This window comes from Hymenobacter sp. FMD4, from assembly GCF_058932745.1.
The window spans coordinates 1-23,246 of sequence record NZ_JBZYWH010000012.1 but is presented as its reverse complement, the minus strand read 5'-3'; the positions used below and the strand labels follow the sequence as shown (position 1 = coordinate 23,246).

The following is a 23,246-nucleotide window of genomic DNA, read 5'->3' as shown; positions in this document are numbered from 1 at the left end:
TGGCGACGCCGGACCGAGCGGCGCTTAGTAGCCGGGGTTTTGAGTCAGGTTGGGATTGGCGTCGCGCTCCGCCTGCGGAATGGGTAGCACGAGGTTGAAGGGCTTCACTCCTTTTGCCTGCAGGGCGGGCAGGGTCAGCAGCTTGCCGGTGCGCTTCAGGTCAAACCACCGGTCGTTCTCGAAAGCCAGCTCGTAGCGGCGCTCCCGCAACACGGCATCGTCGAAGTTGGCGGTGCCGGCACCCAGGTCGCGGGCCGAGGGCTGGTTGATATCGAGCCCGAAGGCGCGGCGCCGCACTCTGTTGATGGCTTGAAGCCCCTCCGGCGTCGGGCCTACGGCTTCGGCCAGAATGAGGTACACCTCGGCTAGGCGCAGCACCGGAATGTTCAGGCCCGAGTCCCAGATGTTGGTGTTCGTCTTACCCACAAACCACTTCTTCACGCCGTAGCCATTGGGCGACCCGGGCAGCGAAGCGGGCTGCGCTGACAACGTACTGCCGGCCGGGTAAGCGTCGCCGGGCTTCCAGATGGTTGCGTCGCGGCGCTGGTCGCCAGCCTCGTAGCCATTCACAAATTCGGCCTCCGGAATGTTGAAGCCGTAGCCGCCCTGCGGGGTGAGGCCCTGGCCACGCGGCCCGAAGAACTCGTTGCCCACGAAGCCCAGCCCGTCGAAAGTATAGCCGTTCAGGCCCGACACGAACTGCACTTCAAACAGCGACTCGCGGCCGTTTTCGTTTTCAATCTTGAAGTTGTCGCCGTAGTTGGCCCACAGGCTTTTACCGCTGTTCTGAATCACGTCTCGGGCCCAGCGAGCAGCTTCGGGCTTGTTGCCGCGGGTGATTTGCACCTTGGCCAGCAGGCCAGCCGCCGCCCACTTGGTGGCGCGGCCCACATCGGCCCCGCTGTAGGAAGCGGGCAGGTCGATGAACGCCTGCTCCAAGTCCTGTACAATTTGCTCGTACACCTGCGCGGCCGGTGTACGCGGAATGTTTACCTGGCTCAGGTTGGTGGGCGGCACCGTTATCAGCGGCACATCGCCGTAGGCGCGCACCAGATCAAAGTAGTACTTGGCACGCAGGAACTTGGCCTCGGCCACGCAGCGCTTGCGCAGGGCCTCGCCCATGTTCACAATGCCCGGCACCTTCTGCACCACGATGTTGGCGCGGCCGATGCCCACGTAGCAGCCGCCCCAGAGGCGGGAGGTCAGCGGGTTCGTGACCGGAATGTTGAAGTTGTCGAGTTGCTGATGCTCGATGCCGTCGCCGCCGCCCCCGCCGCCAGTGGTGGAGTTGTCCGACATGATGTCGCCGATGCCCCACAGGGCGTAGTTGTACTGCCCGCCCTTGCCCAGCTCGCTGTACGCGGCGTTGGTGGCCTGAATGGCGTCGGTTTCGGTCTGGTAGAAGTTTTCCTCGGTGACCGAGTCGTTGGGCTTCACGTCGAGAAACTTCTCGCCGCAGCCCGTGAGCAGCCCCAGCAATGCCAGCGTGCCAAGGGTGTTTTTTACCGTTATCATCAGTGTGGGAATGTCTAGTGTTTGGGGACTGGCAACCAATTAGAAGCCCAGGTTCAGGCCGGCCAGGAACACGCGCGGCTGCGGGTACACGCCGCGGTCTATGCCCGAGGCACCCACTTCCGGGTCGTAGCCGGAGTAGTTGGTGAGCGTCACCAGGTTTTGGGCCGAGACGTACACGCGGATCTGCGAGGCCGACACGCGCTGCATCAGTGCTTTGGGCAGGGTATAGCCCAAGGTGAGCAGCTTCAGGCGGGCGTAGGAGCCGTCCTCCACGAAGTAGCTCGACACGCGCAGGTTCTGGTTCGGGTCGCCACCGATGGCGCGGGGCACGTCGTTGCTGGTGCCGGGGCCGGTCCAGCGGTTCAGCACCCGCGAGATGCCGCTGCCGTTGCCGTACAGCGCGCCTTCGGTGTAGAAGCGGTTCAGGTTGTAGATGTCGTTGCCCTGCGAGCCTTGAATGAACACGTTCAGGTCAAAGCCCTTCCAGCTCAGCGTATTGGTAATGCCGTAGGTGAAGTCGGGCACCGGCGAGCCGATGTAGGTGCGGTCGTCGGCGTTGATCAGGCCGTCGCCGTTTACGTCCCGGAAGCGGATGTCGCCCGGCGCGGCGCCGGTTTGGGTGGCGTGGTTGCGCACGTCTTCGGGCGTCTGGAAGAGGCCGTCGGCCTGGTGGCCAAAGAAGGCGCCGAAGGGCTGGTTCACGTTGTAGCGCACTATCACGCCGCTGCGCGAGCTGTAGCCGTCGTAGGGCAAGCCAGCCCCTAATGACTCCAGATTGGACTTGTAAGCCGAGAAGTTCAGGGTGGTCGACCACGTCAGGCCGTCGCCTTCGCCGCGCAGGTTGTGGGTGGTCAGGGCCAGGTCGATGCCTTTGTTGGAAGCCGAGGCCGCGTTGGTGTTGATCTGCTCGTAAGTGCCCGACACGAGCGACACCGGCACCGGCGCAATCAGGTTTGGCGACTTGCGGCTGTACACGTCGATGGTGGCTTCGATGCGGTTATCGAGCAGCCCCATATCCAGGCCCACGTTCAGCTGGTTGTTGGTTTCCCAGCGCAGCTCGGTGTTAGCCAGACGCGTGGGCGCCGCGCCGATGTTCACCGCCCCATCAGGCCCGAAGGGGTACTGAATACCCGAGTTGATGGTGTACAGGTACTGGAACAAGCCGGCGTTCAGGGCGTTGCCCACTTTGCCGTAGCCGGCGCGCAGCTTCAGGTTGCTTACCAGGCGCTGGTCTTTCAGGAAGCCTTCCTCCGAAATGCGCCAGCCGGCCGAAACGCCCGGGAAGAAGCCGAACTTCTCGCCCATCTGGAAGGCCGAGGTGCCGTCGTAGCGGGCAATGGCCTGGAACAGGTATTTGCCACCGAACTCGTAGTTGACGCGGCCGAAGTAGCTGGCCAGGCGCGCCGGTGGGTTCTGGTAGCCGTTGGCCGAGCGGAATTCATTAATCGGCCCGCTGTTCACGTTTTGCAGATCGTTGCGCAGGTAGCCGGAACGAATGGCTTCCACGAAAGTCCGGTCAAACTGCTGCGCCGATTGCCCTGCCAGCAACGTGACCTGGTGCCGGTCGCCGAAGAGGTGGTCGTAGGTCAGCGTGTTTTCGATGAGGTAGCTCGGGGTATAAGTCATGTTCGACGTGGCCCCGGCCAGCGTGTAGCGCTGGGAGTTGGCCAGCCGCGGCCGGAAGGCCCGGTAGTTGTCGAAAGCCAGATCAGCGCCCACGTTGGTGCGCAGCCGCAGTCCTTTTAGCGGCTCCAACTCGGCAAAGAAGGTGCTGATGACGCGGTTGCGCGTAAACTTCTTGTTATCGATCAGGGCCACCGCCAGCGGGTTTTCCTCCACGAAGTTGTCCACGTTGCCCAGCGGCTCATACCAGGTGCCATCGGGACGGTAGGCCGGGATGGTGGCCGGAATCTGCGAAGCAAAGCTGATGACGCCGTACTCACTGCCGCCGGCGTCCACGCGGCGGTCGTTCAGGTGGGTAAACGAGAGGTTATTACCCACTTTCAGCATGCGTCCAATCTGCAGGTCGCCGTTGGCGCGCAGCGTGAACCGCTCGAAGTGCGAACCGACAATGGTGCCGTCCTGCTGAAAATAAGTACCGGACAGTGCGTAGCGAGCCTTGTCGCTGCCACCCGTAGCCGAGAGGGAATAGTTCTGAATGGCGGCGCGGCGGAAAATAAGGTCTTGCCAGTTGGTGCCTTCGCCCAGCGCCGCCGGGTCGCGCAGCTGGTCCACCACGATGGGCTCCCCGGCCGCAATCCGGTTTTCGTTGTTGATGACGGCGTATTCCTGCGCGTTGAGCATGTCCAGCTTGCGCCACACCTGCTGCACGCCCCGGTACGCGTCGACGTTGATGCTGGTCTTGCCGGCTTTGCCGCGCTTGGTAGTAATGATAACCACGCCGTTGGCGGCGCGCAGACCGTAGATGGCCGTGGCCGAGGCATCCTTCAGCACATCAATACTTTCGATGTCGTTGGGGCTAATGGCGTTCAGCTGGTTTTCATCGCCCGAGGGCAGCGGGAAACCATCCACCACGTACAGCGGCGCGTTGTTGCCGGCCGAAGTAAGCCCGCGGATGCGCACCGAAGTGCCCGCCGCTCCGCCCGGGTCACCGCCGTTGGAAGTCACCGTCACGCCGGCTACGCGGCCCTGCAGGGCCTGCGTTGCATCGGCCAGCGGTTGGGCTTTCACGGCCTCTGCTCCTACCGACGATACCGCGCCCGTAACGCTGCCGCGTTCCTGGGTGCCGTAGCCCACTACCACTATTTCGCTTAAGGCTTGCATGTCTTCCTGCAGCCGCACATTCAGGCTGGTGGTAGCCCCCGAAACGGTTACCTCCTGCTTGATAAAACCTACCGAACTGATGATTAATGTGCTGCCCTCGGGCACACTTAGCGAGAAGGCTCCCTCGGCGTTGGTACTGGTGCCCAGGGTTGTGCCTTTTACAATTACTGTTACGCCGGGCATCGGCGTACCGTCGCTTTGGGTCACGCGCCCCGATACGGGCACATCGACTACAAAATGGCGCCCGACGGGGCCAAGTAACGCGGGAGCCGCCAGCGCCGGCCCGGCCAGCGTCAGCAACCCGCAGGCTGCTAACGGAACGGCCCGCCGCAAGACGGAATGCGGGTAGAGGTAGTAGCTCATGTACGTGGGAATGTGTGGTGAGTGGTTGAGAGAAACTTTCTGCATAAGCCGGCCCCGCGGGCAACGGCAAGAGGCACCCTTTCTTCCGGCAATCGGCGCCGGAAGTCAGAAGCGTAAGCAACAAGGCGGGATGCTACGCGGCCTAGCGGCTAAAGGCCCATTCCTTGAAGGGCGCACCCCGGCGGCGCGGGTATAGCGCAGGGGTAGCGGCGGGGCCTGTGGGCCGGGAGGCCGGGCACTGGGCAGCGTGCTTGGGAGAATGCATGGTCATTTGAGCGGGGGGAATGGTCAAATATATCGGCCTTGCATTCGAAAAATCAAGGACCAAAAATGGCCATACGGCTCAAAAACAAAGATTTTCGCTTAGGTCGCACGTTATTCTGTACGCTTACATCACCCACTTTTCGGCCGGGTTTGCGGGCTGTTGCAATCGTTTGCAGGATTCAGTGACTGACGGGCTGACGGGTAAAAAACACATAAAAAAATGGGCCTTTAGCCCACTTTTTTTTCAGTAATTTTTGCTTTGCCAGCCCAGCCCTCCACTTTTCGTATTTGCGGTGGCTGGCCACTCAGTTCTTCCTCGCCGACTTCCTCTGGTTCGGCCCCGCTATCATCCAGCAGCAGTTGCGTCCAAGCTACCTCTTCGGCTGCCTCGGTGCCCTGCCGACGCATAGCTTCGAGCACTTTCTGGCTAAAGCTCCAGCAGGTGGCGCGGCGCAAATCAAGCACCCGCGAAAGCTCCTGAGCTGAATAGCTCCCCCGGTGGGTGTGCAGCAAAAACACCGCGTAGAAAGCTTTCACGATGGAGAACTTGCACTTCTGCAGCAGTGTGTAGGCGGTGGCCGATTCCACGTAGCGGCAACGGGTGCACCGCCGGGAGTGCGGCTCGCGGCCCTCGCAGTAATTATCGTGGCCACACTTACGGCAGTGGTAGCCCTGGGCCCACTTCAGGTCGGCGAGGTAGCGCAGGCAGGCGTCCTTGTCGGGGTAGATCTGGCTGAACTCGCCGAAATCAACTTCCTGCGACAGTACCCGGGCTGCCTGCGCTTTGTGTAAGTCGCGCTGTAGGTCGCCGTTGAGCTTTTCAATAGCCGCCGACTGCAAGGCCAGCAACCCGTTGGCCTGCAGCAGCTCACGGTTCTGCGCGGCAATGGTTTCGCCCTGCTGGCGCAGCTCCTCGGTGCGCTGGGCCACCAGGTTTTCCAGCTCGGTGTTGAGCTGATCTTTCAGCTCCTCGTTTTGGCGCAGCTGCTCCACCAGCTGCTCCTGCACCTCGTGCTTTTTGCGCAGCTGTTTTACCAAGCGCTGCTGGGCCTTTAGCGTAGCATCCTGAATGCCTTTTATTTTCTCCCCCAGCGCATACGAAAGCACCACCACTTCCAGTACGAAAGCCGCGTTCATGCTGTACACGGTGAAGGTGTTGGTGAAAGTGTCGATGCCCAGCTTGCGCAGGATCAGAAACCCGACACTAACGACCACCAGCGTGTGCGAAAGCAGGAAAAAACGCGCCGGCCGGAAGCCTTGCTGCCACACTTTGAGTGCGGCCACGAACAGCATTCCGTAGGGCAGCAAATACAGCCAGAAGCTCAGATCCGACTGCCACCAGAGCGCATCGAGCAGCAGCGCGCCGGCGCTTAGCAGCACCACGGTACGCACCCAAGGGTCGTAGTGGGGCAAGCGCTGCGGCGCGTCCAGGAACTGGCGGGCGTAGTAACTAAACGTCAGCAGCAGCAGCGGCGCCGAGCTGACGATAACCAGCTGATTAAACCACGGATGCAAAGGCCAGAGGTACTGAAAACCGAGCCCGTCTTCCGATAAAAACACGAGGCTGCAACTGAGCACGTACAGCACGTAGCGCAGGTAGGTTTGCTCGTGGGTGAAGAAGTACAGAAAGAGGTTGTACACCACCATGATGAGCAGCACCCCATAAAAGGCGCCCAACAGCCCGTACTCCTGCTGAAAGCATTCCACCAAGCCTTGCTCGGTGCGCAGGCGGGCCAGAAAGCTGGTTTTGGAATTGGCCTGCAGGCGCAGGTAGTACGTGCGCGTTTCGTCGGAGCGCTGCGGGAGGCGCAGCAGAAAGTTTTTGTAGCTGTAAGGCCGGGAGGAGAAGGCCTGATCGGCACCGGTACGCGTGGCCCCCGCAGTAGTGGATGCGTCGGGAAAGAACACCACGTCGCTCAGGTGCGAATCGTAGAGCTCCAGGTACCAGTGCTGCGGCTGCGGACCGTCGGAACGCACGGTGAGGCGCAGCCAGTAAGCCGCGCCGGGGTGCTGCATGTTGGTAGAAATACTGGACCCCGGCACGAAGCGGGCCGCGTGCTCGGGTCGCTGTACGTCTTGCAGGGTAAGCTTGCCGCTAGCGTCTTCCAGCACGCTGTAGTTGCGTGGCTCGATAAGCACTTCCTCCTGGCTGGACCTGACGCGCAACGGCTGCTCCGGTCCCAGCGGGCTGGCGGTGGCCGGCAGCCACAGCCCCAACGTAAAGAGTAGCACTGTCAACCAGATCCGTAAGCGGGTGCTGACAACGTGATTAAGCGTATTAGCGGGAATGGGTAAGGCGGGGCGCATGGTAGTCACCAAGTTAGAGAAACTGCCCACAATGCCGCCAAACCGGACGTTCACTACGCGGTGGCCACGGTGCCGCGGCTATCTGGGCCGAGGGTACGATCGGTCAGTTATTGCCCACCCAGCGTAGCCGATTTGCTTTCTTCGAACCGCAACCAATGGAGCACAGCGCCTGGCTGCTCCACGTAGAGCTGCAGCGTGTGTCTGCCCGCAGGCAGCACCACGGTACCGCCGCTTACCGTCTGCCAGCCAGCAGCTTCCGATGCAGCCGGGGCTACGGTGAAGGTGCCTACGGTGGCATGGTTCAGTTGCAGCGCGAGTCGGGCCGGCGCGGAGCTGCCGTTGGTAGCGCGCAGATGCACAGCATAATGGCCGGCCTTGGGCACGGTTACGGTGTAGCTTAACCACTCCCCCGCCTCGGTATGGCTAACTGCGAAGCCATTGGAGCCGGCATCATGAATGGGCTGCACATCCACGCCGTCGTTGCGGTAGGCACCACCGGCGTTGTGGGGCTTTAGTTCGCGGTAGTCGGTGCGGGCAGCGTAGGTATCGTGATAGGCCACGCCGTCCCGACCCAGGTCGTAATCGACGGCGAAAATGGTGCCGGGCAACGTGTGCGCGGCAAAAGCCTGACGGGTATCGGCGGGCTGAGTCAGGGCAAACAGGGCGTCCCTGTTGATCAGGCAGTTGTTAAACTTACTATTGCGCAACAGCGCCGTGCGGCCTTCGGTCGTCAGGATGCTGCCGTAGGGCTGCACCCGGAGCAGGCTGCTGCCGGCGTCCACGCGCTTCAGGTTCCAGTGGCACCAGCCGATGTTCTGGGCGTTGAGCTGCTGCACGGCGGCCGCAAACCACTCGTTGGAGTTTTCGCCCGTCTCCCCCACCCACACCGGCACCTGCCACCGGTCACGGAAAGCCGCCAGGTTATGCACGAGGTTGATTTGGTTGGGATTGGGGTCGGCGGCCTGCGCTTCGTTGGGGCACCAGTAGCGGTGAGCGTTGTACACGAGGTTGCGCTTGTCCTTGATTTGGAGTTTATCGGGCGTCAGGTTGGTGTACTCGTTGCCGTAGCCGTTGCCTTCGATCATTAGTAAGTGCTCATCGCCCTGGGCACGCACCGCGTCAATGAGGCGGCTAAAGAGCACGTTTAGCTCGGCGTTGTCGGCCGAGAGGCCGTTGGCGGCGTTGGCGTTGTGCGGCTCGTTGATGAAGTCGTACATGGCCACGCGAGGGTCGTTTTTGTAGCGTTTGGCTAGCTGCTCCCACAGGCGTACCGTCAGGTCCTGATAGATCAGGCGGCCGCGGGCGTCGCGGCGCTTCCACAGGTCCAAAGGCCGAAAGTTGTCGTTGATGTTTTCATCGGTGCCCTGCCCGCCGGGTGCCGCGTGCAGATCGAGCACCACGTACATCTTGTTGGCGGCGCACCAGTTCAGCACTTGGTCGATGTAGCGGAAGCCGTCGAGCTTTTTGGTATCGGTGAAGAGCTGATTTGCATCGTACCAACGGCTTAGCGACTGAACGTACGCGTCGAGGGCGGCCTCACTTTTAGGGTTTTGAATCACCTTGGTACGGGCGCGCCGCTGCTCCGGAGTCAGAAACAAATCATAGTGAAACGGGAGGCGCACGCAGTTAAAGCCCTGCTGGGCCAGGAAATCGATATCGGCCTTGGTGACGAAGTCCGCCCGAAATTGGCGGTAAAAATCTTCCACCTCCCGTTCCGGCATCACTCGCAACAAACCCTGCTGAATGCGGCGCTGACTACCTAGTGTGTCGGTTTTGAGGATGTAGCTTTCCTGCAAAAGCCACCCACCCACATTCACCCCGCGCAGCACCACTGCCTGGCCCTGCGCATCGACAATCTGCGTGCCCTTAGCCCGCAGCATGCTTAACTGCTGGGCCCTGGCTGGCATTCCCAACATGGCCAGCGCAGCCATCAGCAACAAGGCACTCAGCCAGATAAGAGCCGACATGCGGCGGGCGGGCAACGATACGGGCAACTTCATAAGAAAAGCGGGCAACAGCGGGTAAAAAGCGAGAAACAGGGCGGAGAATCCCCGCCCTGTTGCCGTCGCATTCACTCACTTCAATTGGGTTACTCTTTGATGATTTTCTGCGTCTGAATGCCGGCTTTGCTACGAAGCGTCAGCAGGTACACGCCTTTGCGTAGCGCCTGCACCTGGAGCGTAGCGGAGCTTTGGTGCGCGGCGGTTTCCTGGGTCAGCACCACGCGCCCGAGCGCATCGGTGAGGGTGATGGAAGCAGCCTCGGTGTCGGGCAGGGCCACTGTCAACTGCTCGCCTACCGGGTTGGGGAAGGCCAGCGTGGCGGTTTCGGCGGCCCCGGCTTTGTTACTGAGCGCCGAGCGGGCGCCCGTGCAGGTGGCACCGGCGGTATAGCTGTGTGGCGTGGCGCTGGAGTTGCGCTCGGAGGTGGTAGTGCCTACGCGGTAAGTGAAGTAGAACGACAGCGCCGTGCCGGCTGGCTGGGCCTGCGCGAAAGTGAAGTTGCTACCCGCCACCGTCATGGGGTAGCCGGCGTAGCCCGTGGCCGACCCGGCCCGCACGTAAATGATGGCCATGGTGCTGCCCGCAATAGGCGCCAGCGGCACGAAGGTCCAGTTCACGGTGCCGTTGGTGGTGGATACCTCGTAGCGGTAGTCGCCGCTGGCCACGGTGCCTCCGCACGCGGTGCTGCCGGTGCCACCGCCAGCGGCCGAGCCGTACACTTCCAGCTCGTACAGGGAGTAGCCGTAAGCCGTGCCGCGGGCCGTGCCGTAAATGCGCACGTAGCGCCCGGTACCGCTCAGCCCGGTGTAATCATTGATGAGGGCCGTATTGCCAGTCACGGTGCGAAGCGAGGTCCAACTGGTGCCGTTTGCCGATATCTGGACCTGAAAGTCGCGGCCATAGGCGGCCTCCCAGGTCAGCTTCACCCGGTTGACGTTGTAGCTGGCCCCTAAGTCCACTTGCAGCCACTGCGGATCGGCGAAGGCACTGCTCCACCGGGTGCTGGTGGCGTTGCCGTCCACGGCGGCCGGACCGGGTGTACCGCTGTTTTCGGTGGAGGATACCGTTACAGGCTTATTCAGGGCCAGATTGGTGCTGGTCAGCGCGCTGCCGACGGTGACCGTGACCGGGGCCGAGGTAGTGGTAGCGCCAGCGTTATCGGTGGCTATGGCCGTAATGGAATAAGTGCCCGCTGCCACGCCCGTCCAGCTCACGCTGTAAGGACTGCTCGCATCAGTGCCGATAAGCGTAGTGCCGTGAAAAAACTGCACCTGCGTCAACGAGCCGTTGGCATCGGCGGCGGCGGCGCTTACCGTGATGCTGGCCGGCGCCGTGAACGAAGCGCCACCGGCCGGCGAAGTCAGGCTGACCGTTGGGGGCGAGTTTGGAGCGGTAGAGTTCGTGCTGAGGCTGCGCAGATTATCCACGTGAAACACGTGCCCCGTGAGCGAATTCGGCGCGAAAAGCAGCACGGTGTTGTCTACTTCCGCGTCGGGCGTGCCGGGGTCGGGGGCGCTGGCGAAGCTGAAGACCACCGTGTGCCAGGTGTTGGTTTGCTTCACCACACCTTGGTAGATGCTGTGGCGGCCGGTGGGGTAGTTTTGCGGACTGGAGGCAGCACTGCTTTCCAGCTGCCAGGAAACGACCGTACCGACCGGCGCCGAGGTGTACACGTCCATGGCAAACACTTTGTCGCCGCGCTTGTAGGCCGCGCCGTCCTTGGTGAGGGTATTGCGGAAGCTCAGCACATCGTATTGTTCCGTGGCATTGCGGGTGTACCGCCCCACTCGCGCCGAGGTGTTGAGGCCCGTGGCGGCAGGGTTGGTGACGGCCGCGGCGTAAGAGCCGGTGCCACTCAGGAAAGTCAGGTTGCGTACCGCGTCGTAGTCTTCGAAGGTGGTGCCGGCCGTATACGTGGGGGCGGCTGCCCGCTTCACGATGCGAATGTTGTCGACGAAGTAAGTGTCGCCGGTCAGGGAGTTGTTGCCGAACAGGAAGGCCAGCTCATCGATGGCCACATTGGCCGTGCCCGCGTCGGGCGAGCTTACGTAGTTGAAAGTCAGCGTCTGCCACTGATTCTGTGCGGTGGTGCGAGCCTCGTAGGTGCTGTTGCGCCCGGCGGGGTAGTTGCCGGCCGCGGCAGCTTTGTTTTGCAGGTTCAGCAGCACGGCCGTGCCCACCGGCGCGGCGGTATACACGTCGGCCTGAATCTGGCAGGTTTGGTTCTTGAACAGTGCCGCATCCTCGATGATGGTGCCCGCGGGCGGCGCATCAAAGAACAGCACGTCGTACTGCTCAGCCGAGTTGCGCACGTAGCGAGCCACGCGGGCCGAGGTGTTGACGCCGGTGGCCGAGGGATTGGCGACGTTGGCCGTGTAAGTGCCGTTGGTTTTGGTGGCGTTCTGGCTGATGCGGGCCGTCCCGTCGTAGTTCAGCAGCATGTCGGTGGCTACCACGGGCTGATCGGCCTGCTTTTTCACCAGCACATTGTCGAAGTAAAACGTGGCACCGGAGTTGGTAGCGGGCTGAAACAGCAGCGTGACGTTGTTGATGCTGTAGATGCTGGTGCCCGCGTCCAGGGTGCGTTCCAGGTCAAATTCCAGGGTTTCCCAGGCGTTCTGGCGCGTGGTGTAGGCGCGGTAAGCACTGTGCCGGCCCGCGGGAAAATTGGTGCTGGTAGTCACCGCGCTGTTCTCAAACTGCACCGTCACCTTGCTGCCCACCGGCGCCGTGGAATACACGTCGAGGTACAGTTTTCGGCGCCCGGCCACGAAGTCATTGGCGTTGCTCACGGTGAGGTTGCGCAGCGAAATCACGTCGTATTGCTCGGCAGCGTTGCGCACGTAGCGCCCCACCCGGGCCGAAGTGTTGACGCCGCTGGCCGAAGGATTGGTAATGGCCTGGGTAAGTGCGCCGGTGGCCGAGGCATAGGTCAGGAAACGGTTGGCTTCGAAATCCTCAAATACCCGCTCCACCTGCAGCGCCGGCTGCGTACTCACATTTAGCGCGTACACGTTAGTGGGGCAGCCGCTCACGGCTACGCTCACCGCCACAGTGCCGCCCGCCGAGGAGCCCCAGTTTACCTGAATGGCATTGGTGCCTTGCCCGCTGCTGATGGTCGCGCCGGCCGGCACCGACCAAGTGTAGCTGGCCCCGCTCACCGCGTCGATGCGGTAGGTTTTGCCGGTGTCGTTTTGATATACCTGCTCGTCGCCGAGCACGGCATAGTTATACTTGCCGCCGTACACCCGCACAAAATCCACCTGCATGGTGGTGGGGTAATCGGCCGGGTTCGGGTTCTGTCCGATGCCGGTAAAGCCGGTGTTGGGCCCGCCCACGGCCGAATTCAGCATTAGGTAGAAATTACCGTCATTGAAAGGCCAGGAGCCGCCCGAGGTGGTCTGGGGCGAAGCCGTGTGAAAGAGCGTGTTGTCGATGTACCACTTGATCTGGTTCGGGCTCCACTCCACGGCGTAGGTATGAAAGCCGGTGGAAAGATCCAGCGTGCTACTGTATTCGCGGCCAGTAAAGCGCCAGCCGTTGTCGTCGTAGTGGATGGTGCCGGCTACCGAGCGCGGATTTTTGTGCTTGGCCTCCATGATATCGATTTCGCCGGTGGAGGGCCAGTTGCCAGGGTCGGGCAGCATCCAGAAGGCGGGCCACACGCCCTGCGCCGAGGGCAGCTTGATGCTGGCCTCTATGCGGCCGTACTTGAAGGTTTGGAGCACGCCGGTGGGCGTCCGGCTCATCAGCTTGGCCGAGGTGTAGTTGTAATTGCGCCCGCCCACCGTCGTTGGCTCGTAGCGGGTGGCGATGGTGAGGTAGCCGCCGCTCACGGTGGCGTTGGCGGCGCGGTAGGCCTGCAGCTCGGCGTTGCCGAAGTTGCAGAGGTTTTCGGCGCAGCCGTCGCCCTCGTACACGCGCCACTTGCTTAGGTCGCCGGGGGTGTTGAATTCGTCTTGCCAGACCAGCTGATTGCACTGGGCCTGCGCGGTATTAGGACTTAGCAGGGTCAGGCCCGTACCCATGGCCATTAGCTTGGCTCCCGTTCGGAGCCATTGCCCAGTCAAGCAGGGAAGTAAGGGTGTTTTCATGAGGGTTTTGGTGGTGGTTGGGGAATGAGCAGGCAAAAGCCGGCTGTCCTCCTTCGTGAGGGAGGCAACCACTACCGGTGCGGTGCAAACAGCCGGTAGGCCGCCAGAACCACGGCCCTCTTCAGGAGCCGACGATGCCGACGCAGAGCAGCAAGAGCGGGAATGGCTTGGGGCCTGCCGGAGGCGTGGGGAAACTGCCAAGAGCCGCATAAGAACAGCGGCTGGCCGGACTTCCAAGTCGACCAAAACTAGGGGCGTTGTCAGGCAAAAGCAAACCTAAAAACGGCGCCAATGAAGCATAAAGCTAGTTTTCGTGCTCTGTGTGTACGCTTAAGCCACACGCTTTTTCGCAGTATTTCCCGTGCATCAGCACAGAAGCAAGTAACCCTTATCGGTGGCTCAGCCGGATAACAAACAATAAAAAAATACCTGCGCGGCGCGGTTTTTTCAAGCTCTATTCCGTCCATCTACCATATCTCGCGCTTACCCCCACCTTTAGTCACCCGACTCGCCTCATTACCGGTTCGCGGTTAGCTCACGTACTACCTCCAGGAAGCCTTGTACCAACGGCGTCAGTGAGGCCGTTTGGTAGCAGGCCGCAATGCGCGTGTGCCCGACGGGTTCCGAGAGCGGCATGTACACCACCTCCCCCAAGCGCAGAATATCAAACGAAGCAGGCACCACCGAAACGCCCATTCCAGCTTCTACCAGGGCCACAATGGTCGTCCACTCTAGGGCCTCCTGCACTACCCGCGGCGCCATGCCGGCCGCGGCAAACAGCTGTTGCACTTGCCCGTACAGCGCCGGCGCCACGTGCGGCGGAAACAGCACGAAAGCCTCTTGGCTGAGCTCGTGCAAGGCAATGCTGGGGCGTTGGGTGAGCGGGTGCGTGCCCGGTAGCACCGCCACGAAAGCTTCGCGCACTACTTCTTCCGTGGCCAGCCACTGCAGATGTGGCGGCTCGCGCAGAAAGCCCAGATTGATGCTACCCGTGCGCAGCTCTTCCACCTGCGCCGCTGTGGACAGCTCGCGCAGCCGCAGTTCCACATTGGGGTAGCGTGTGCGGTAGGTATGGATGACGCGCCGCACCGTGGTGAAGAGCGTAGAGGCCGCAAAGCCTACGGTCAGCAGGCCCGTGCGCCCCTGCCCCACCGTGCGCACCGTTTCCGACAGTGCCCGGCTTTGGGCCAACAGCCGTTGCGCCTCGGGCAGCAGCGCCGCCCCGGCGGCGGTAAGCTGCACCCGCCGGCTGGTGCGCTCAAACAGCCGGCAGCCGAGCAGGCTTTCCAAACGGCGAATTTGCTGGCTCAGCGGCGGCTGCTCGATGCCCAGTTGCTCGGCCGCGCGGCCGAAATGCAGGTGCTGCGCTACCGTGACGAAGTACCATAGCAACCGCAATTCCAGTTCGGGGCGCGTGATGTCCATATGTTATCGATATCAATCGTTGCGAAAAAGATACTTGATGAATTGATTACGAGGCGCTAGCATTGCAACTATCAGCGGTTTCCCGCGACTGTGCTGGCGCCACGCGCCCAAAAAGGCCGAGCGGCCCGCCTCGCCCCCACATCTTTTCGTCTGAATCAAGCGCTGTCACGAGCCGCCGGGCAGGCCTGAAAAATAAATACGAAATTTTTCGTATTTCTATGCAACGGCTAGGATCGGCGGTAGGTCCCTTGGGCAAAATCACTTCCCTCCGCTACAAAAGCCCACTTCGCGTATGCTACACACTGCTACCCTCCGCACTGCCTTGGTTTCGTGGTTGCTGGTGGGCGCAGCCGGCACCTCGGCTGTTGCCCAGAACGCAACAACGGCGGCCACCGCCAAGGGCACAGGCCGCCTTACCGGCACCATCGTCAATGCCACCACCGGTCAGCCCGTGGAGTTTGCCAACGTGGGCCTGCTCGATACGAGTGGCAAAGTGCTTAACGGCGGGGCCTGCGACGAGAAAGGGCAGTTTATTCTCGGCAACATCGGTGCGGGCACTTACAAGCTCAACGTCAGCTTCGTGGGCTTTCAGGCCAAGGTGGTGGAAAACGTAACTTTCGCTAGCAACGACGCGGTGGTGAACCTGGGCAACATCGCCCTTGCGCCGGCCGCGCAGCAGCTTAAGGAGGTGCAGGTGGTGGGCGAGCGGGAGCTAGTGGAAAACAAGGTCGACCGCATCGTGTACAACGCTGACAAGGACATTACCAATGCGGGCGGCACCGCCTCCGACGTGCTACAAAAAGTGCCACTGCTGAGCGTGGACCTGAACGGCAACCTGCAGCTGCGCGGCTCCGGCAACATCCGGGTGCTCATCAATAATAAGCCCTCGGCCATGCTGGCCAACAATCTGGCCGATGCCCTGCGGCAGATTCCGGCCGACCAGATCAAGTCGGTGGAGGTGATTACCTCGCCCTCGGCCAAATACGATGCGGAAGGCACGGCGGGCGTGGTGAACATCAACCTGAAAAAGAACTCTTTGGAAGGCATCAACGGCTCGGTAAACGGCGCGGCTGGTAATCGCGGCGCCTTCCTCAGCAGCACCGTGAACAGCAAGCGCGGCAAGCTGGGCCTGAATACCAACGCGGGCACCAACCTGTTTTACAACGTGGCCGAAAGCCGCTCGGAGCGCCGGGAGTTCCCGTCCGATTCTACCCGCAGCTTGCTCAGCCAGCGCGGCGACTTCACCAACCTCGGCGGCGGTGCCTTCGCGCAGCTCGGGCTCGACTACGACCTCACGCCCAAGGACGCCCTCAACCTGAGTGCCCGCGGCAATATCTTCGGCTACACCAACGACCGGTTTCAGGGTACCGCGTACCAGTCTTTCCGGACCCTGGACCCAGACCAGCCGCTGCTGTTTCAGGATATTTTCGGGCGCGACATCATCACCGAGCAACGCGAGAAAAATCTGGATTTGAACTTTGGTTACACCCGCACGCTGCCCAAGCCACGGCAGGAGCTGAGCGTATTGGCCTTGTACACCATCAATCAGGGCAACACAGAATACAGCCTTACCCAGCGCCGGGCCGAGCTACAGGATTACCTGGAAAACAGCTTCAACGACAACCGCAACCAGGAGCTGACGCTCCAGACCGACTTTGTGCAGCCAATGGACAGCACCAGTACGCTGGAGCTAGGCCTGAAAAGCATCCTGCGCCGCGTGGATAGCGACTACGTCATTGAGGCGGACAGCAGCGGGACGGGCGGCGCCTTCCGCCTGGACCCGCAGCGCTCCAACAAGTTTCGCTACGACCAATTTGTGTACGCCGGCTACGCCTCCTACGGCTTCAGCATGGGCAAGAAGCTGACCTTCAAGGCCGGCAGTCGCGTGGAGCATACCCGCATCAACGGTGACTTCATGACCGAAGGCATCAGCCTCAAAACCGACTTCACCAACCTTGCTCCCAACCTGCAAGCGGCCTGGGAAGTCAGCAAAGACCACAAGCTGAAGCTCAGCTACACGCGCCGCGTGCAGCGCCCGAGCATTTACTTTCTGAATCCTTACATCAACTTCAGCGACCGGCGCAACGTGTCATCCGGCAATCCGCAGATCGACCCGGAACTGACCGACGCTTACGAGCTGGGCTACAACACTTTCGTCAAGAAAAGCTCCGTGACGTTTTCGGCGTACTGGCGCCAAACCAACAACGCCATCGAAAGCATTTCGCGGCTGGTGCCCACCAACGAGCTGCTGCTCAACACCAGCGACACCACGCGCGTGCTTTTCACCACCTTCCAGAACCTGGCCCGCAACGCCACCTACGGCCTGAGCGCTTTCGGCTCGACGAAGATTACGCCTAAGTGGAACCTGAGCGGCAACGTGAATTTCTACTACCGGCAAGTAAGCAGCTCGGCGCTGGGCCTGACCAACGGCGGGGGCATGTTCAACATGAACCTGAACTCGCAGTGGACTTTTGACAAAGGCTGGAGCGCGCAATTCAACGGCTTTTTCAACTCGCGCCGCATCGAACTGCAGGGCCGCTCTTCCGGCTACCGCACGTATAACCTAGCCGTGAAAAAGGAGTTGATGCAGAAGAAAGCCAGCGTGACGGTGTCGATTATCAACCCCTTCAACCGCATCTTGGTGTTCCGCAACAACCTCGCGACGGAGCGTTTCGACTACGTCAACAACTCTTACTTCTACAACCGCCAGCTGCGCGTGAGCTTTAATTACCGCTTCGGCAAACTCGACAACGCCCCGGCCCGGCCCAAGAAGAGCATCCGCAACGACGACCAAAAGGAAGGCAGCGGCGGACAGGGCTAGACGCCCGTCGGTGAAAAGCAACTACTTAGTAATTATGCCGGAAGCCGATGTTGGGTCATTGGCTTCCGGCCTTTTTATGTACCGACGACCTTCTGAGGCAGCGGGCGGTAGCCCGTGAAACATGGTACGCTGCCCCGAAGGAGCAGCGTTATTACTTTTATTAAATTGAACTATAGCATGTTGTATCCAGCATGTCGTTGGCAGGCCAGCCGCCACGTATACGATTTATAAACTGCGGCCATGTTCCTATCCGCACCAGAGGCTCCTACGCTTTGCCAGCTGGCTTTGTATTTGCTGACGCCGCCCCTGTCGATATTGCACTTTGATTATGCCCCAATTTTTTACCCTCCTGCTGCTCCTGACCAGCTTGGCTCTACCGGCTGCAGCCCAGTCCGGTCTCTCCAACGACGGCTTTCACCGCCGCAACGGCCAGATGCATGTGCTCCGCAACGGGCAACTGCGCCCCATGACACGCGATGCCCGCCTGCCTACCGGCGCCGTGGTCACCAAGGACGGCTTTATTGTGGGTGCCGACGGCAAGCGCACTGAATTGCGCGAAGGTCAGGGCTGTGACTTTCGCGGCCGCGTAGTGGCGGTAGTTCCAGCCGGCAGCGGCTTGGCGCTCAGTTCGTCCCGCAACGCCTCGCGCCGGGATGCATCGGCCAAGGCTCGCTCTGTCCTGGACGAAATGTTTGGCAACGGCCGCGGCTACGAAGACCATGACGATGACGACAAACAAGGCCGCGAGCAGCGCAAAAAGTGGAAAGAGAAGCGTAAGAAAGGCAAACGCTGGGACGACTGATCCGAAGTACCCCACCTTTGTACCGGTCGCGGCCTTTGTCGTTACCACAGCCTTGTGCGCCTAGTACCCTCGTTAACAAATAATGGGCAGCCATTGGCTAGCAGCCTACTATTCCATTTCATCCAGCAGCAAACCAAACTGCTAGCGTTGCCCGAACGCTTCTTCACCAAAGTGCAGCCCAACCACTCTGGTTTAAATTAAGTAATTCAGCAACCACACCAGAGCAACCCGCATAGCAAGCCCGCCCAGGCAGCCGATTCTCAATGATGTTGCACAGCTTTCTTTTTGATGCTTTTCCTGATGCCGCCCGTCAGCAGCAATTTGAGCAAGTGCAAGCCGCTTTGCAGGCCGATACTGATGCTCCGGCCACGCTGCTGCTGGGCAATTTTGCGGTGGAAGAAGGCGGCGAACCTTTGGATGCTGTGGTGGTGCGCCCCCACAGCATCACGCTGCTGATTTTCATGCCGGGTGGCGGCCGCCTCAACATCCCGGCCCTGGGCTATGGCAGCTGGAAACTAGACGGGCAACCTCTACGTGGTTCTGCCGCTTCCGCCGACAACCCCTTTGAGCAGTTTCGAACCCAAAAAGAAGGCCTGACCGCTTGGTTGCGCCCCCAGTTGGCTCCCGAACAGGTCAATCTACAGTTCATCACGGGCGTGGTAGTGTTTAGGGCTCCGGTTTCTTTCGGCCCGGAGGTAGAAGAGCAGCTCAGCCAGCAGCCCGGCAGCAGTTTTCAGCTCCTGAACAGTATCACCCAGCTACCCCGTCGCCTGCGGCAGCTAGCCCGCCCCGAAATCGACCTCTCCGATGAGGACCTTATCCAATGGGCGCATGACCTGAAAGAGGCACCGGCTCCCGCGCCCACGGCCGCTTACCCCGTGGAACCGACTGCCTCCAAAAGCTTGCTGGGCCGTGTGTGGAGCTGGCTCGGGGCCGATGACATTGGCGACGATACCCCGTACGGCTCCTATGGCTCGCCGGACGCAGCCGTAGCCGCCAGCAGCGCCGAAAAACAGCGACTGGAAGCCCTGCGCCTGGAAGCCCAGACCGAGCTACGCCAGCAACTGCAGTCACTGGAAGCCCGGGAGGCCGAACGCGAGCGGAGCATAGCCGAGCTACGCGCCCAGCTGGCCCAAGCCGCCCCTGTCACCACCGAAGCCCAGACCCTGCGGGAGCAACTCGCCGCTGAAAACCAGGAAAAAGACGCGCTGGAAGCAGCCATGCGCGCTTCCCGGGCCGAGTCAGAGGCCCGCAATCGGGAACTCGACGCCAAAATCAACCAGCTAGGCTCCTTGCTGGAAAAGCTGCAGACGCAGGCCACGACGGCCCCAACGCCCACTCCGCCAGCCGCCAGCCAAGCGGCGCGTACGGTACCCACGCCTGCCATTGCCGGGCCAATAGCTTCTGCTAGTCGCCCGGTGCCCGACCTGCTTTCGCGGCTAGCTCGCTACCAGGAGCTGCTGAAAGGAGGCCAGCTGCCCGTATCGCGCAAAACCATTCTTAAGGCAGTGGGCATAGCGCTACTGAGCCTGAGCATCTGGGGCATCGGCCGTTTGGGCGCCACCGAGCTGGTGCCTTACCAGGAAAACGGCCGCTGGGGCTACGCCGATGAGAGCGGCAAACCCGTCATCGAGGCCCGTTACTCATCGGTAGGCGACTTTCAGCAAAAGCGCGCCGTGGTGGAACAGGATGGCGTGTACGGCATGATCGACGCCAAAGGAAAGGAGGTGGTACCAATGGCCTACGACGCCTTGAACCCCTACGCAGAAGGGTATGCCCGCGTCCGCGTGGGCGAGGCCTATACCTTCCTGGACGAAGACGGGCAGGAATTCGACAGCTATTATTTCAACGCTCTGGACTTCTCGGAGGGCTATGCTGCCGTGCTCGACCACCGCGGTTGGCATTACATAAGCGGCCCCGAGGCGCCCAAGCAGGCTCCCGTTATCTTCCGCGAAGCCTACTCTTTCCGCGACGGGCTGGCCCGGGTGCGCCTAGCCGATGGCTTCACCTTTATCAGCAAAGACTACCTCCAGGACCCTAGCGAAGGCACCGAGCCTTTCGGCCGCTACCAAGCAGCCAGCGACTTTGTCGATGGCAAGGCCGAGGTGATGCAAAATGGTCGCCGCTTCTATATCAACACCTCCGGTAAGCCGGTGGAATAGCCTCCCGGCAGCCCGTGGGCTGGCCTTCACCTTGACGGTGGCCCTATAAAACGGTACCTTTGCGGCCGCTTATGCGCCAGTTGGTTCTATTCATAGCGCTTACTCCACCCTGAGTTCAGGCATTGACACGCCTCGCGTGCCGACTTCGCTACGAGGTCGGCTGGTTTTGTTTTGCCCACTCAGCCCCGCTTTTCATGCAACAAGTCCTGCACTACTTCACGCAGTATAAAGTAAACTACAAAAACGAAATCCTTTCGGGCCTAACGGTAGCCTTGGCCCTGATTCCCGAAGCCATTGCCTTTGCCATCATTGCGGGGGTATCGCCGCTGGTAGGCTTGTACGCCGCCTTTGTCATGGGCTTTGTCACTTCCATTCTGGGTGGCCGTCCCGGCATGATTTCCGGCGCTACCGGTGCTGTGGCAGTGGTGCTTCTGGCCCTGTCCCAAAGCCACGGCGTGGAGTACATCTTCGCCGCCGTGGTGCTGGCCGGGCTGATTCAGATTACTGTCGGTCTGCTGCGCCTCGGCAAGTTTATCCGGCTGGTTCCGCACCCGGTAATGTTCGGTTTCGTCAACGGCTTGGCCATTGTCATTTTTATGGCGCAGCTCGGGCAGTTTCAGACGGTAGATGCTACGGGCGCTACGCACTGGCTTACCGGCACTCCCCTGCTCACAATGCTGGGCCTCGTGGGCCTCACTATTGCTATCATTGTGCTGCTGCCGCGCGTTACGAAGGCTGTTCCGGCTTCGCTCACGGCTATTCTGGTGGTATCGGCGCTGGCCATCGGCCTGGGCATTCCGACGAGAACCGTCGGTGATATTGCCTCGGTACGCGGCGGCTTCCCGCCATTTCACATTCCGGCAGTGCCCTTTACGCTCGGAACCTTGGGCATCATCTTCCCCTATGCCGCCATCATGGCCGCCGTTGGGCTGATCGAGAGCCTACTCACCCTAAACCTTATCGATGAAATAACCCAGACGCGCGGGCAAAGCAACAAGGAATGCGTGGCGCAGGGCGTGGCCAACGTCACCTCGGGCTTCTTCTTCGGCATGGGCGGCTGCGCCATGATCGGCCAGAGTCTGATCAACATCGGTTCTGGAGCCCGGGCCCGCCTTTCGGGCATTGTAGCATCGGTGATGCTGCTGGTGTTTGTCATGTTCGGTGCCGATGTGATTGAGCGCCTGCCCATGGCCGCCCTTACCGGCGTGATGATCATGGTATCGGTGGGCACCTTTGAATGGGCTTCGTTTAAGACCATTGGCAAAATGCCCGTGTCCGATGTCATCGTAATCGTGCTGGTAACGCTGGTGACGGTGCTGCTGCACAATCTGGCCCTAGCCGTGCTCATCGGTGTGATTATCTCGGCGTTGGTATTTGCCTGGGAAAACTCGCTTCGCATCCGGGCCCGCAAGTACACCGACGAAGCTGGCGTGAAGCACTACGAGCTGTACGGCCCGCTGTTCTTCGGCTCCGTCACAGCCTTCAATGAGAAGTTTGATGTGCAGGCCGATCCACAGGAGGTTGTCATCGATTTCAAGGACAGCCGCGTGGCTGATATGTCAGCTATCGAGGCCCTAAACAAAGTGACTGAGCGCTACCAGCGCGCCGGCAAGAAGCTGCACCTCAAGCACCTCAGCCCCGATTGCCGGTTGCTGCTGCGCAACGCTCAGGAGCTCATCGACGTGAACATTATCGAAGACCCGACCTACCACGTGGCTACGGATAAGCTGTAGCGCACAACGTAACTCCAGCGCTTTTCATCGAAACCCCTGCCTGTGGCTTCCACCATGGGCAGGGGTTTCTCTTTACTGACCATGCTGATGTGCGTTCAGCAACTCTTTGTACTGGTGCCCCCAATCACGTTTATCCTCTGCCTCATGTAAGCAAAAAGCGTCAACGACGGGGCGAAGCTGATTATAAACCGGCTCATAGTCGATATTCTGAAGATTAAGCCCGTTGCCACTTCGCAGTGGGCTCATGTCCATCAGCACAACCATAGCAGTGAACCGCACTTCCTCATCAGTATCATCTAGCAGCCGCAACAAGGCGCCGACTACCTGATCAGCTGCAGTTCGCACGCGGTGGTTCTGCCGCAAAGCATGCGCTGACATGATTCGCAGCAGGTTATTTTCTGCTTGAAGCGCTGCTAGCAGATGCGACAACGAGGTTTCCCCAATAATATTCAAGGCCCACATGGCCCGGTCTACTACTGGGAGGCAATTATCAAGCAGACGGTCTATGAGCGTAGGAATTAGCTGTTCAGCATTAGCCTGTAGCTCAACATTATATTTCCAGACCAATGCCGTTAGAGCCCAGAACCTCACCCGTTCATCTGAGTCAGTCATGCAGGGCAAAAGGTGCTTAAACAACGCTGGTTGTACCTTGTGTTCAGCCAGATGGCGCACATCTAGGATACGGTTTTCTGCGTCTGGGCTCTGCAGAAATTCCAATGCTTTGTCGTAGTTCATAAGTAAACGCTTGACCGCAGGCACCAAATTACGGCCCCGCCGCAGGGCGGCATTATGGTAGTAGACAAGAAGCTAACCACCGGGCTGCGACACGACGGCACGGCATCAGCTCCGCTACCCCGCCCCATTTGCCAGCGTGCCAACGCTCGAACGGTACCAGTGGCATGCCGCTGCGCTACAGCTCTGGTGGTCGTTTTCTATCCGCTGCCTCTACATCAATGGCGCTGTGGAGGCTGCA

General features: G+C 60.8%; 12 protein-coding genes. 4 read left to right on the top strand and 8 right to left on the bottom strand.

Annotated elements, in window-relative coordinates; translation table 11 throughout:
- Positions 1-24: 24 nt before the first annotated feature.
- The 7 genes from AC5FXY_RS12565 to AC5FXY_RS12535 form a co-directional block, all read right to left on the bottom strand.
- Entirely contained in the window at positions 25-1,515 is a 1,491-nt protein-coding gene (locus AC5FXY_RS12565; protein WP_493557031.1) for a RagB/SusD family nutrient uptake outer membrane protein, read from the bottom strand.
- 39 nt (positions 1,516-1,554) lie between these two features.
- Positions 1,555-4,662: a SusC/RagA family TonB-linked outer membrane protein gene (locus tag AC5FXY_RS12560; RefSeq protein WP_493557030.1), complete on the bottom strand. Its 3,108-nt coding sequence runs from the start codon at positions 4,660-4,662 to the stop codon at positions 1,555-1,557.
- Between the two features lie 142 nt (positions 4,663-4,804).
- Positions 4,805-4,927, bottom strand: coding sequence for a hypothetical protein (locus AC5FXY_RS12555; RefSeq protein ID WP_493557029.1), 123 nt, complete (start codon positions 4,925-4,927; stop codon positions 4,805-4,807).
- A 227-nt stretch (positions 4,928-5,154) separates the two neighbouring features.
- A complete protein-coding gene (locus tag AC5FXY_RS12550) occupies positions 5,155-7,233 on the bottom strand; it encodes a 7TM diverse intracellular signaling domain-containing protein (RefSeq protein ID WP_493557028.1) in 2,079 nt (692 codons plus the stop codon).
- A 107-nt stretch (positions 7,234-7,340) separates the two neighbouring features.
- On the bottom strand, positions 7,341-9,233 hold the full coding sequence (locus AC5FXY_RS12545) for a cellulase family glycosylhydrolase (protein ID WP_493557027.1): 1,893 nt from the start codon (positions 9,231-9,233) through the stop codon (positions 7,341-7,343).
- An 89-nt stretch (positions 9,234-9,322) separates the two neighbouring features.
- Positions 9,323-13,330 (bottom strand): discoidin domain-containing protein, encoded by a 4,008-nt coding sequence (locus tag AC5FXY_RS12540; protein WP_493557026.1) that lies wholly within the window; start codon positions 13,328-13,330, stop codon positions 9,323-9,325.
- Positions 13,331-13,846: 516 nt separating this feature from the next.
- Complete coding sequence (locus AC5FXY_RS12535) at positions 13,847-14,755, bottom strand: LysR family transcriptional regulator (RefSeq protein ID WP_493557025.1); 909 nt, start codon at positions 14,753-14,755, stop codon at positions 13,847-13,849.
- A gap of 292 nt (positions 14,756-15,047) precedes the next feature.
- Between AC5FXY_RS12535 and AC5FXY_RS12530 the strand changes: the two genes are divergently transcribed.
- The 4 genes from AC5FXY_RS12530 to AC5FXY_RS12515 all read left to right on the top strand — a co-directional run bounded on the left by AC5FXY_RS12530 (position 15,048) and on the right by AC5FXY_RS12515 (position 22,273).
- A complete protein-coding gene (locus AC5FXY_RS12530) occupies positions 15,048-17,576 on the top strand; it encodes a TonB-dependent receptor (RefSeq protein WP_493557024.1) in 2,529 nt (842 codons plus the stop codon).
- Positions 17,577-17,904: 328 nt separating this feature from the next.
- Positions 17,905-18,378 (top strand): DUF6799 domain-containing protein, encoded by a 474-nt coding sequence (locus tag AC5FXY_RS12525; protein ID WP_493557023.1) that lies wholly within the window; start codon positions 17,905-17,907, stop codon positions 18,376-18,378.
- 263 nt (positions 18,379-18,641) lie between these two features.
- Positions 18,642-20,540 (top strand): WG repeat-containing protein, encoded by a 1,899-nt coding sequence (locus AC5FXY_RS12520; RefSeq protein ID WP_493557022.1) that lies wholly within the window; start codon positions 18,642-18,644, stop codon positions 20,538-20,540.
- A gap of 194 nt (positions 20,541-20,734) precedes the next feature.
- Positions 20,735-22,273: a SulP family inorganic anion transporter gene (locus tag AC5FXY_RS12515; protein WP_493557021.1), complete on the top strand. Its 1,539-nt coding sequence runs from the start codon at positions 20,735-20,737 to the stop codon at positions 22,271-22,273.
- Positions 22,274-22,345: 72 nt separating this feature from the next.
- Here AC5FXY_RS12515 and AC5FXY_RS12510 read toward each other — a convergent pair whose 3' ends face one another.
- The gene (locus tag AC5FXY_RS12510; protein WP_493557020.1) at positions 22,346-23,008 is read right to left on the bottom strand and encodes a HEAT repeat domain-containing protein; all 663 of its coding nucleotides are present in this window, start codon (positions 23,006-23,008) and stop codon (positions 22,346-22,348) included.
- Positions 23,009-23,246: the final 238 nt, after the last annotated feature.

Coding starts and splice junctions, on each gene's coding strand:
- AC5FXY_RS12510 (WP_493557020.1), bottom strand. CDS start 23,008: ATGAACTACGACAAAGCATTGGAATTTCTGCAGAGCCCAGACGCAGAA.
- AC5FXY_RS12535 (WP_493557025.1), bottom strand. CDS start 14,755: ATGGACATCACGCGCCCCGAACTGGAATTGCGGTTGCTATGGTACTTC.
- AC5FXY_RS12565 (WP_493557031.1), bottom strand. CDS start 1,515: ATGATAACGGTAAAAAACACCCTTGGCACGCTGGCATTGCTGGGGCTG.
- AC5FXY_RS12520 (WP_493557022.1), top strand. CDS start 18,642: ATGATGTTGCACAGCTTTCTTTTTGATGCTTTTCCTGATGCCGCCCGT.
- AC5FXY_RS12525 (WP_493557023.1), top strand. CDS start 17,905: ATGCCCCAATTTTTTACCCTCCTGCTGCTCCTGACCAGCTTGGCTCTA.
- AC5FXY_RS12515 (WP_493557021.1), top strand. CDS start 20,735: ATGCAACAAGTCCTGCACTACTTCACGCAGTATAAAGTAAACTACAAA.
- AC5FXY_RS12550 (WP_493557028.1), bottom strand. CDS start 7,233: ATGCGCCCCGCCTTACCCATTCCCGCTAATACGCTTAATCACGTTGTC.
- AC5FXY_RS12545 (WP_493557027.1), bottom strand. CDS start 9,233: ATGAAGTTGCCCGTATCGTTGCCCGCCCGCCGCATGTCGGCTCTTATC.
- AC5FXY_RS12540 (WP_493557026.1), bottom strand. CDS start 13,330: ATGAAAACACCCTTACTTCCCTGCTTGACTGGGCAATGGCTCCGAACG.
- AC5FXY_RS12530 (WP_493557024.1), top strand. CDS start 15,048: ATGCTACACACTGCTACCCTCCGCACTGCCTTGGTTTCGTGGTTGCTG.
- AC5FXY_RS12555 (WP_493557029.1), bottom strand. CDS start 4,927: ATGCATTCTCCCAAGCACGCTGCCCAGTGCCCGGCCTCCCGGCCCACA.
- AC5FXY_RS12560 (WP_493557030.1), bottom strand. CDS start 4,662: ATGAGCTACTACCTCTACCCGCATTCCGTCTTGCGGCGGGCCGTTCCG.